Below are 12,029 nucleotides of genomic sequence, written 5' to 3' on the forward strand. Positions count from 1 at the left end.
AAATGGCTTCATGGTTTTCTTATTTATGTGAATGGCAAAAAAGCGCCCCGACTCCTCGGGACGCTCCACTCATTATACCAAACTATGCTATTTTCTTTATTCGTATTTGAGTACGGTAGATGGATTGGCGGAAGCCGCTTTGAAGGACTGCAGACTGATGGTAATCAGAGCAATACCTAAAGTGCAAACTCCAGCTAGGACAAAAACTAGTGGATTCATAGAGACACGAAAGGCAAAATTATCCAACCAATTGTCAATGGATAGGTAGGCCAAGGGACATGCAATCACAAAGGCTATGGTTATTAGTTTGGTGAAATCTTTTGAAAGCAACAAAACCACTTGAGGGACCGTGCTGCCCAGGACTTTACGCACAGCAATTTCTTTCTTGCGTTGTTCAGCGGTAAATGAGGCCAAGGCAAACAAACCAAGACATGCCACTACAATGGCTAATCCAGAGAAGAGGCTGGCGACTTTGCTCAACTTATCTTCATCCTTGTACAAAGTGTTCAATTCGTCTTCTAAGAAGAAGTAATCGAATGGCCATCCAGGTGCGAATTCATTCCATTTGCCTTCTACAAAAGCCAGTGTTTCTTTCAGGTTTTCAGTGTTCATTTTAATAACTACGTATTTGACCAGAAAGTTGAAATTTCTAGGGTCGTTTCTTGGCTGAATCACTAAGGGTTCAATATTGCGGTGCTTGGAGGCAAAATTGAAATCTTCTACGACTCCGATAATTCGCCCTTGCCGATTGTTGTATTCACAGCTTTTTCCAATGGCCTCATCGTCTCGCCAATTCATGCGACGACACATCGCTTGATTGATCACCACTGCAGCAGTATCATCGGACAGGATATTCTTCTTGAAGGCTCGGCCTTGCACTATGTTCAATCCGAACGTTTCAAAGAAGTCATGCATGGGCCAGAAGACCGAAAACAATGTGGAACGTTCCATACCTTCTAGCCTAAAGTTATCCCCTTGGTGTCTGGCACCAAGCGCGTCCACCACACCCGTGACGTTTTCAATATCCGAATGTCTGGTGATTTCTTTTTTGAAGGCCTCATACCGCTGCACCATGGGTGTTCGCTGGGCTGATATATACAAGATTTGCTCTTTGTCGAATCCTATATCACTTTGCCTCAAGAAGTCTAATTGGTTGACCGCCACCGAGGTACCTATGATCATGATGATTGAAAGACAGAACTGTATAATAACCAAGGTCTGTCGCAGACGGCTGCTACTCCCTTTTTGTGTGCCTTTCAGCCCTTTGATGATAGAAAAAGAGCTCAGGACAAAAGCGGGGTAGATACCTGCACCTACACCGATAAATAGTACTACAGCTAATAAGCCTAGTAAAATTTTGGGCTGAAATAGCATGGTAAGGTCAATTGACTTTTCCGTAAAGGCATTGAATGAAGGTAAAATAATCCAGAAAAACAGCAAGGAAACCACAACGGCAATTCCTGTGATGATAATTGACTCAAGTAAAAATTGAGAAACAAGATATCTCTTCTTGCTACCTAGTGTTTTGCGAATGCCGACTTCCTTAGATCGTTTAGCTGATTTTGCGGTGGAGAGATTCATGTAATTGAAGCATGCAATGAATAGAATCAGTACGCCTATGATAGAAAATACATAGACGTTGTTTTCGCTGCTGTTAGGCTGAATCTCGAACTCCAGGTCGGAAGTCAAATGAATATCCGTGAGTGCCTGAAGTCTCATGACTACATCACCTTGCATAAAGTCAGGAAAAAATTTAACGATAAAATCTGGGAATAGTGATTGGAGATCGCTCTTGGTAGCGCCATCTTTCAATACGAGATACGTCCAACACGGATTCCAATACCAGGTCCGAGGTAGTCTCCCGCCAAACCCTTGGCGAACGGAGCCCATCGAACCAATAAAATCAAATTGAAAATGCGTATTGTGTGGTGTGTCGGCTAGAATGCCTTTTACAATCAAGTCACGTTCATTTTGAAAACGAAGAATCTTCCCGATCGGATCTTCATTTCCAAAGTACTTCTTGGCCATGGTTTCGGTAATGAGTAAATCGTTAGGTTCATCAAGTGCCGTATTCTTGTCACCCTTGATTAATTCGAAGTCAAATACATCAAAAAAGGTTGAATCCGCAAAAAACATACGACGTTCATTGAAAGCCTTATTGGTCAGCTTGTTTTCTACCATTAACGTAGGAGATTGATAGTCAAAAAGACGAACTTGAGTCTCCACAATTGAAGGATATTCAGCGGCTAACGTGGGACCCACAGGGAAGGGCAGGCTGGAAGACCTTTCGCCACCACCTTCGTTTTCCATAAATTCGTTGATGCGGTAGATACGGTCCGCTTTGCTGTGCATGCGATCATAACTCAGCTCGTCACTTACGTAGATCATTATGAGTAAGCAGCAAGTGATCCCCAGAGCCAATCCGAGCACATTGATAGAACTATAAAATTTGTCTTTGAGCAGGCTACGAAAGGCAACCAGAAAGTAATTTTTTAACATGAGTAGTAATCTTGAGTTTGGTTATAAAGTGAACGAATCAAGATCAAACCCTATGTCTGTTTTACACGAATGGTCGATTGCGAAGGTCAAAAAGAGAAATTAAACCCATAAATACACAGACGGTTATTTAGGTCGGTAAATGGATCGCGGATAATCCTGTATGTTTACTTTGGGTGACTGCAATTCTTTGAGGGCGTCTTTAGCTATCCACTGAGCTGATTTAGCACTTGATTTTAAAATTTGTTGAGCAGTAGTGATAGCTTGCGCATTTAGGTCAATGTTTCTTTTGCCAATCACTCTCAGCGCCCAGTTGATAGCCTTTTTTACAAAGTTTCTTTCATCTTCTGACCCCTCAATAATTAGAGGAAGGAATTTCTGAAACTCTTCATTAGGCGCATTCTTGTGCCCAAAATGATAACCCACCATAAGCACAAACCCAGCCCTTTTCTGGTACTCGCTTTCTTTGTCCACATATTCAAATACTTTCTCATAGCAGTGTGGACTTTGTCCAATGAAACTCATACAATAGGAGTCGCAAATTTCCCATGTATCAAAACAAGCGATCCACTGATCGATCAGTGTAGGAGTGATAGATCGAGGTTTGAAAAGTAGCGGTACCAGCAATCGAGCTTCATAGAGGCCGGAGTCAAACAGATCGAGAGCGAGCTGGTCGTTTTTTCCAACCCGTTTGGCCAGCGCCTTCAGGTCTTTTTGATAGATGCCGAGACTGTTTTCTGTCCGGATAGCATATTTCTTTTCCTTGAATGTGATGGTGTCAGGATTGCCTAAGTCTCTGAGAGCTGAAAGTACTTCTTGAGGTGTAGTGAGTTTTTTCATTTTCAGTGTAAACCTATATAGTTTCCAATTTCTTATTGGGGTACTTTTGATGGAAATTTTTCACCCATGAATCAAGAACTTTGCCCTTGTGGTTCAAATAGGAAATTGAGCGACTGCTGTGGAGGCGTCATTAGTTCCAAATCAGCTAAGACCGCCCTCCAACTGATGAAATCGAGATATGCTGCCTATAGCATTGGAGAGGCTCAATATCTACTGGACACTACGCACAAGAAAAATCGATCAGCCTATAGCATTGAAGGGATCGAACAATGGTCTAAAGAAAACACCTGGACCAAACTGGAAATCGTTAGTGTGGAACATGGAAGCATTTCGGATGATAGAGGCCTAGTAGAATTCAAAGCTCACTTTACAGATCCAGTAGGTGAAAATCAAGTTCACCACGAACGTTCCAGTTTTCTGAAGGATGATGGAAAATGGTATTACCTTGATGGGCAAATCAACCCAAAGCAAGTTGACTTGATGAAGAAAATTCATCGCAACGACCCCTGTCCCTGCGGTAGTGGAAAGAAATACAAAAAGTGCTGTGGATAGGAGCTTTGTTAAGTTCATTATCGTTTAATTTGAATTCAGATTACAAACTGCTAAGCCTCAAAATCCCTTCATGAAAGTTTGCATAGCCGAGAAGCCCAGTGTTGCTAAAGAAATCGCTCAGGTAATAGGAGCGAAGGATCGCAAGGACGGCTACTTCGAAGGCAACGGTTACCAGGTCACTTGGACTTTCGGTCACTTCTGCACGCTCTATCCACCCGAAGATTACAAGCCTCATTGGAAGCGCTGGGATTTGAATACGCTACCCATGCTACCCGAGCGATTCGAAACCAAGATCATGGACGATGGGGGAGTGAAGAAGCAGTTTGGGGTCATCAAAAAACTCTTGGATCAGGCGGCGGTAGTGATCAACTGTGGGGATGCAGGGCAAGAAGGAGAGTTGATTCAGCGTTGGGTCATCAAGCAGGCCAAGTATGAGGGAGAGGTGCAAAGACTTTGGATATCTTCCCTAACTACCGAAGCAATCAAAACAGGCTTTGATCAGCTCAAATCAGCCGAGGAGTTTGATAATCTTTATTATGCAGGTAGTTCCAGAGCCATAGGCGATTGGTTGCTAGGTATGAATGCCACTCGCCTGTACACCTTGAAGTATGGTGGGTTTAAGCAGGTACTTTCCATAGGAAGAGTGCAAACACCAACGCTGGCTATGCTGGTGAATCGCCATCATGAAATTGAAAATTTCAAACCTACCCCGTACTGGGAACTGCAGACGCTCTATCGGGACACGAAATTCAATTCTACGGAAGGAAAATTCCAGAAAAAGGAAGACGGAGAAAAGCTGCTGAATCAGATTTCGGGGAAGGATTTAGTAATCACCGATATTCAGAAAAAAGAGGGTAAAGAATACGCGCCCAAACTTTTTGACTTAACTGCCCTTCAGGTGTTTTGTAATAATAAGTTTGGCTTTACCGCCGAGGCTACATTGAAATTGGTACAAACCCTATACGAGATGAAAGTGGTGACCTATCCCAGAGTAGATACTACTTTTCTGCCCAATGACATGTACCCAAAGATCCCTGGGATTCTAAAAGGCTTGACTCAATATGCTTCGTTCACTGAATCTATATTAGGAAATAAGATTAGAAAATCTGCCAAGGTTTTTAATGACAAGAAGGTGACCGATCACCACGCCATCATCCCTACAGGAGAAGAAAAGCCGTTGAACGCTGATCAACGCAAGGTCTATGATATCATCGTAAGGAGATTTTTGGCTGTGTTTTATCCAGACTGTGAAGTGGCGAAGACTCAAGTAAGCGCAGAAGTGGAGGAGGTGAAGTTCGTCGCCAAAGGCAAGGAAATTCTCAAAGAAGGATGGCGTGTATTATTTCCTAAAGAAAAGAAGAAAAAAGATGACGACGATTCGGATGATGAAAACAAGGAAGAGGACGATAACATCTTACCATCGTTTGAGAAAGGGGAGATGGGTCCACATGAGCCATCTTTTATAGAAAAGACCACCAAGCCACCTAAATTTTATACTGAGGCCTCATTGCTTCGAGCGATGGAAACAGCCGGAAAGCAAGTAGAAGACGACGAGCTGCGTGACTTGATGAAAGCCAATGGTATTGGTCGTCCTTCCACAAGAGCCAATATTATAGAAACACTATTCAAAAGAAAATATACACAACGTAGAAAAAAACAGGTAATTCCGACTCCGATGGGCATCCAATTGATTGGTACTATTCACAATGAATTGCTCAAATCAGCCGAACTGACAGGACAATGGGAGAAGCAACTTAAGGAAATAGAAGACGGAAATTTTAGCGCAAGAGATTTTATCATCAATATGAAAAAGATGGTTGATAATCTCGTGTACGAGGTGCGTATGGAAACTGGTAAACCCAGATTACAAACGGCAAGTGAGTCAAAAGTCAAGAAACCTACCGCCAAGAAAAAGACGTCACTGATTGGCATGACTTGTCCCAAATGCAAAAAAGGAAACATCCTAAAAGGCCAATCTGCTTTTGGATGTAGCGGTTGGAAAGAGGGGTGTGATTTGAGACTGCCAATAGTTTTTCTGGACAAGAAACTCACCGAAAAACAAGTGCAGCGTCTGGTGGAAAAAAAGGCCACGACTAAGATCAAAGGCTTCGTTTTGGAAGGGGAGAAAGTAGAAGGTATGCTGAAACTAACAGACGCTTTCGATATCGAATTTGAGAATAAATCACCTGAGCCAAAAAAGAAAAAAAGTGACATGCCTCCTTGCCCTAAGTGCAGCAAAGGCACCATCATTCGAGGCCAAACCGCCTATGGATGCAGTAACTGGAAAGCTGGTTGTGATTTCAGATTCCCATTCGACGAGATTAAAACCAAAGCCAAGGGTAGACCATTGTCTAAAGAATTGGTGTTGGAAATATTGAAAAATGGAATTGTTTAATTTACCCAAAACTACGAACGAAATTCGATGCAGATGAAAGGCTATTTATTCTCAACTCTTTTACTGATTAGTGTTACTGGGTTTGCACAAGACGAACTCTACGTGCCTCGAAATATAGAAGAGGCGTATATCAATAAAACGAGAAACAAAAGTGGGAAACCAGGAGAAAACTACTGGCAGAATGAAACCACATATGATATCAAGGTAAACTTTGATCCTAGCACTCGACTGCTTCATGGCGCAGTAGATATTGTTTATATCAACAATAGTCCGGATAGTTTAGCATACTTAATGCTTAAACTTTATCCCAATTTATTCAAAAAAGGAGTGAGTCGAGAGGTAATGATAGACGAGGAGGATATTGATGCTGGAGTAGAGGTAGAAAGCATTTCTGTTGATGGACAACTGTATGATTTAGATCAACTGACAGTGAAAGGGGTGAATGCCAAATTGCCCATTGATAAACTGGCTCAAGGAGAAAAAATAAACGTTTCAATAGTTTATAGTTGCCGTTTGGCTAAAACATCACCTTCGAGTAGGACTGGTCAGGTGGATGAAAGCACCTTTTTCGTGGCATATTTTTACCCAAGAATTGCCGTATATGATGATATCGATGGATGGGATAAATCTGTGTTTGGAGGAAGTGTTGAAGTATATAACGACTTTGCAGATTTTCGACTGAGCGTTACCGTGCCAAATGAATTTGTAGTTTGGGCTACAGGCGATCTCATCAATGGGAAAGAGGTTTTTACCAAGAAAATAATAAAACGATTGGAGGAAGCTGAGCACTCAAATCAAGAAATAAATGTAATTAGACCTGAAGATATAGAATCAAAAAAAGTTACCCTCAATAAACTTACAAATACATTCATTTTTGAAGCAGAAAATATTACGGAAGTGGCCTTTGGGACTAGTGATCACTACATTTGGAATGCAACAAGTTTGATAGTGGACTCTTCAAGTAATCGACGTACTCGAATAGATGCGGTATACCACCCATCTACCAAAGATTTCAATGATGTGCTTAGATTTTCTAGGAGTACAGTTGAGTATATGAGCTACTATTACCCAAAGTGGCCTTATCCATATCCACATGAGACGGTCTTTCAAGGGCTGGCGGAGATGGAATTTCCTATGATGGTAAATGATCACCCTTCTTCGGATTCTGTATATACTGCTCAGTTGACCATTCATGAGATTTTCCACACGATGTTTCCATTTTATATGGGGATCAACCAACAAAAATATGCCTGGATGGATGAAGGTTGGGCTACGGTAGGTGAATGGCTGTTGTACGCCAAAATGTACCCGGGTGAAGTAGATGCATGGGGAGTAGACACTTATGAAAAATTTGCAGGAAGCGAAGTGGATCCACCGGTCATGGCAATCACTAGTAATTTACCTTTGCGAGGAGGTCATATTAATTCTTATTTTAAACCAGGGTTGGGTTATCTATATGCTCAAGACATTCTTGGAGATGAGAAATTTTTCAAAGGCCTTCATGAATATATTAATAATTGGAATGGCAAGCACCCAATCCCACTAGACTTTTTCAACTCAATGAACTCCGGGTCGGGTGAAAACTTGAATTGGTTTTGGAAGGCTTGGTTCTATGAAGTTGGCTTTCCGGATTTGGCCATTGATCATGTGGCTAAAAATGAAAATACCACTTCGGTTACTGTAAAAGCCATTGGATCAAAGCCTGTGCCTATTCATTTGGTTGTAAAATATGCAGATGGCACAGACGAGATTGTGCACAAAAGCAGTATGGTATGGAAGGAAGGGAATAGGGAGACTGAAGTAGTGATTAATAGTAGTAAAAAAGTGGAGAAACTTTCTTTGGAAGGAACACATATTCCAGATGTGGATAAAACCAATAATAGTTGGTCAGCTGATAAATAGAATAGAAAATTATACGAAGGATGGATAATATCACAAACCGAAGTCTACATAGAGACATAGCTTATTTCTATGTTGGTTTAATTATAGCGTTTTCCTTTTCTGGAATTATTTTGAATCATAGACAAGATTGGTATCCAATGGATTATACCTATGAAAGTCAAGATTTTGTATTGGAAATGCCAGATAATGAAGATGAGCTTTCGGAAGACTATATTTCGGAAGAGACAGCTGCTTTGGGTACTTATGATGGTCACAGAATTCGTGATGGTAAGTTGCGTATATATTTCAAAGGCAATGCGATTTTGGATGTAGATGCGACTACTGGAATAGGAAGCATAGAGTATAAGAGAAAAGTGCCATTGCTAGGGCATACCATGTTTTTACACAAGTCAACCAACAATTTTTGGATTTGGTATTCGGATATTTTTGGAGTGGCCATGTTGGTCATAGCCATTACTGGTTTACTGATACCAGTAGGAGGAAATGGCTTTTCGAAAAGAGGGTGGAAATTGGCTATTGCCGGAATGGTAATTCCAATATTGTTTTTGATTTTCTTTTCTTAAGACTTTATAAAAAACCTTTCTATACTCAATCAACTCCACTCATTAAATACTCCTTTGTTGTCATCGGAAAATTGAATACATTGGTTTGATTCATAAAACCATTATTCAAAATGTATAAACTCTCCTCCGTTCTTTTAGTATTTTTCATTCTATCCTTCTGCAACACCATAGACGCACAGAAAAGGAGAAAAAATAGTACAGAACCCAAAGTCAATTATGATGTCAACTTATACAAAGGCATGGAGTGGCGGAGTATTGGACCCTACAGAGGTGGGCGTTCGGCGGCTGTCACAGGGGTTCCCGGAGAACCAAATTTGTACTACATGGGTGCGACCGGAGGTGGCATATGGCGTACCACCGATGCTGGCAATAGTTGGGAAAACATATCTGATAAGTTCTTTGGCGGATCTATTGGAGCTGTAGCCGTTAGTGAGTGGGACAACAATGTGATCTACGTCGGGGGCGGTGAAGTGACCGTACGAGGCAATGTGTCGTCGGGCAGTGGCATGTGGAAGTCCGAAGATGCAGGGAAGACCTGGAAAAGTATTGGATTGACGAACTCAAGGCACATACCCAGAGTTAGGATACATCCCCAAAACCCCGATCTAGTATATGCGGCTGTTTTAGGAGATCTATTTAAATCAAGTGACGCCAGAGGAGTATATAGATCAAGAGATGGTGGTGAGACATGGGAAAAAACCTTGTTTGCGAATAAAGATGCTGGGGCGGTCGATCTTACTTTCGATCCGAATAACCCCCGCATATTATACGCTTCGACCTGGAAAGTAAGAAGAACTCCCTACAGTTTGTCTAGTGGAGGCGAAGGTTCGGCGCTTTGGAAAAGCACGGACGGAGGCGATACTTGGACTGACATATCAGCCAGCAAAGGACTGCCTGAAGGAGTTTGGGGTATTTCGGGTGTGACTGTCTCGCCCGTCAATTCAGATCGGATTTGGACCATTATCGAAAACGAAAAGGGCGGTGTTTACCGCTCGGATGATGCTGGAAAAAACTGGAAAAAGGTAAACGAAAGCCGCAGTCTGCGGCAACGCGCCTGGTATTACACCCGAATCTATGCTGATACTCAAGATGAAGACAAGGTCTATGTAGTGAACGTGGCCTATCACCGTTCCAAGGACGGCGGCAAAACCTTCGAAGCCGCTTATGCTCCACACGGAGATCACCACGATATGTGGATTGCACCAGAAGATGCGAATCGTATGATTATGGCTGATGATGGCGGAGCGCAGATTTCTTTTGATGCTGGAGACAATTGGTCTACTTATCACAATCAGCCCACGGCGCAGTTTTATCGAGTGACTACTGATGATAGTTTTCCTTATCGCATTTATGGGGCGCAGCAAGATAATTCTACGGTGAGAATCCCACATCGTACAGGTAGTGGCGCCATCGACGAAAGCGATTGGGAAAGTACCGCCGGGGGTGAGAGCGCACATCTGGCTATAGACCCAACCAACAATGATATTGTGTATGGTGGAAGCTATGATGGTTTTTTTACCCGTTATGATCACCGCACAGAGGAAATCAGAGGCATCAACGTCTGGCCGGACAATCCGATGGGACACGGAGCAGAAGGGATGAAATACCGATTCCAATGGAATTTTCCAATTTTATTCTCTCCGCACAACCCCAAGCGTCTATATGCTGCTTCCAACTTTTTACATGTGAGTGAAAATGAAGGTCAGTCTTGGAAGATCATTAGTCCAGATCTAACTAGAAATGATTCAACGAAATTGGTTTCCTCAGGAGGGCCGATAACCCAAGACAATACGAGCGTGGAGTATTACTGTACCATTTTCGCTGTGGCAGAATCGCCTAAGCAAGAGGGAGTCATCTGGGTAGGCTCTGATGATGGACTTGTACACTTGACCAAAGATGGAGGGAAAAACTGGATGAATATCACTCCGGCGGGCATGCCCGAATGGATGATGATCAACTCGATCGAATTGGACCCATTTGTAGAAGGTGGAGCATATATTGCCGGAACCAGATATAAACTGGGAGATAATAAACCTTATCTATACAAGACCAAGGACTACGGACAAACTTGGCAACAAATCACAAATGGAATTCCATCAGATCATTTTACTCGGGTAGTTAGAGCAGATCCAAAGCGAAAAGGATTGCTATATGCAGGGACTGAGAATGGTATGTACATTTCCTTCGATGATGGTGCTAGCTGGCAGACACTACAAATGAATCTGCCGATTGTACCAATCACTGATTTGGCGATCAAAAATGATAACCTTATTGCAGCTACACAAGGCAGAAGTTTCTGGCTCTTGGATGACTTGACTGTTTTTCATCAGTTGGATAATAGTGTCTCTGGTCCAGCCCATCTTTTTCAGCCGATGCCTTCTTATAGAATGTCAGGTGGAAACTGGAACAAGAGCAAGCGAAAGGGTGAAAATCATCCAGGCGGTGTGTTGACTTATTTCTACTTGGAGAGCAAGCCTGAAAAAGAGGACACCGTAACTTTGAGCTATTATGAAACTTCCGGGAAGCTGATCAAGACATTTTCCACTCATCCAGAAAAGGAAGGAACTGAGGGGAAATTGGAAGACTTGAAGGCAGGACTGAATACTTTTTCCTGGGACATGAAGTATCAAAAGGCTAAATCGTTTGATGGTATGATTTTATGGTGGGCCACCCTCGATGGCCCCAAGGCATTACCTGGAAACTATGAAGTGAGATTGGAAGGAAAAGGGCCATCTCAATCAGCCAATTTCGAAATTCTGAGCGACCCTCGCTCGTCGTCGTCGGCAGAAGAGCTCAAGGCGCAATTTGATTTTTTGATGGCTGTAAGAAACAAACTCAGTGAAACCAATCTGGCAGTCGAGAAGATCAGAGAGAGTCGAGCGCAGATCAATACTTTCGTAGAAAAGGTCAAAGACATGGAGGAGATGAAATCGGTGGTGGACACCTCAGCCTACATTTTAGACAAATTAAAGGTTATTGAAGAAGAGTTGTATCAGACCAAAAACAAGAGTGGCCAAGATCCACTCAATTTTCCGATTCGATTGAATAACAAGCTGGGGCACCTCAATTCACTGGCCAGCTACGGCGACTACCAGCCCACTGATCAGGCGGTGGCTTTTATGAAGGAAGTGAGTGGCCTCATCGATGAGCAACTCGAAAAGCTAGATGTGATTCTTACCGAGGACATCGCCATGTTCAACCGGTTGGTCAAGGAAAATGCCGTGGATGCGGTGATTATTAAAAATTAGATTTTGGAAACAAGTTTGGATGGAGTAAAATAC

Annotated in this window: 7 protein-coding genes; 5 read left to right on the top strand and 2 right to left on the bottom strand. The window is 42.5% G+C overall.

Annotation, left to right across the window (positions count from 1 at the left end):
• Positions 1-96 precede the first annotated feature (96 nt).
• Both ACO6S2_RS08280 and ACO6S2_RS08285 read right to left on the bottom strand, forming a co-directional pair.
• Positions 97-2,499 carry an ABC transporter permease gene (locus ACO6S2_RS08280; RefSeq protein ID WP_422362024.1) on the bottom strand — a complete coding sequence of 801 codons (2,403 nt, stop codon included), beginning with the start codon at positions 2,497-2,499 and terminating at the stop codon, positions 97-99.
• A gap of 123 nt (positions 2,500-2,622) precedes the next feature.
• Positions 2,623-3,336 (bottom strand): DNA alkylation repair protein, encoded by a 714-nt coding sequence (locus ACO6S2_RS08285; protein ID WP_422362025.1) that lies wholly within the window; start codon positions 3,334-3,336, stop codon positions 2,623-2,625.
• 66 nt (positions 3,337-3,402) lie between these two features.
• On the opposite strand from ACO6S2_RS08285, the gene ACO6S2_RS08290 reads away from it, so the two are divergent.
• The 5 genes from ACO6S2_RS08290 (at position 3,403) to ACO6S2_RS08310 (ending at position 11,996) form a co-directional block, all read left to right on the top strand.
• Positions 3,403-3,888: a YchJ family protein gene (locus tag ACO6S2_RS08290; RefSeq protein WP_422362026.1), complete on the top strand. Its 486-nt coding sequence runs from the start codon at positions 3,403-3,405 to the stop codon at positions 3,886-3,888.
• A 70-nt stretch (positions 3,889-3,958) separates the two neighbouring features.
• Positions 3,959-6,283, top strand: coding sequence for a DNA topoisomerase 3 (locus ACO6S2_RS08295; protein WP_422362027.1), 2,325 nt, complete (start codon positions 3,959-3,961; stop codon positions 6,281-6,283).
• A 33-nt stretch (positions 6,284-6,316) separates the two neighbouring features.
• The gene (locus ACO6S2_RS08300) at positions 6,317-8,185 is read left to right on the top strand and encodes a M1 family metallopeptidase (protein ID WP_422362028.1); all 1,869 of its coding nucleotides are present in this window, start codon (positions 6,317-6,319) and stop codon (positions 8,183-8,185) included.
• A 20-nt stretch (positions 8,186-8,205) separates the two neighbouring features.
• The gene (locus ACO6S2_RS08305; protein ID WP_422362029.1) at positions 8,206-8,748 is read left to right on the top strand and encodes a PepSY-associated TM helix domain-containing protein; all 543 of its coding nucleotides are present in this window, start codon (positions 8,206-8,208) and stop codon (positions 8,746-8,748) included.
• A gap of 110 nt (positions 8,749-8,858) precedes the next feature.
• The gene (locus ACO6S2_RS08310; RefSeq protein WP_422362030.1) at positions 8,859-11,996 is read left to right on the top strand and encodes a WD40/YVTN/BNR-like repeat-containing protein; all 3,138 of its coding nucleotides are present in this window, start codon (positions 8,859-8,861) and stop codon (positions 11,994-11,996) included.
• Positions 11,997-12,029: the final 33 nt, after the last annotated feature.

Origin of the sequence: Reichenbachiella sp. (assembly GCF_965233835.1) — a bacterium.
Taxonomy (GTDB): Bacteria; Bacteroidota; Bacteroidia; order Cytophagales; family Cyclobacteriaceae; genus Reichenbachiella.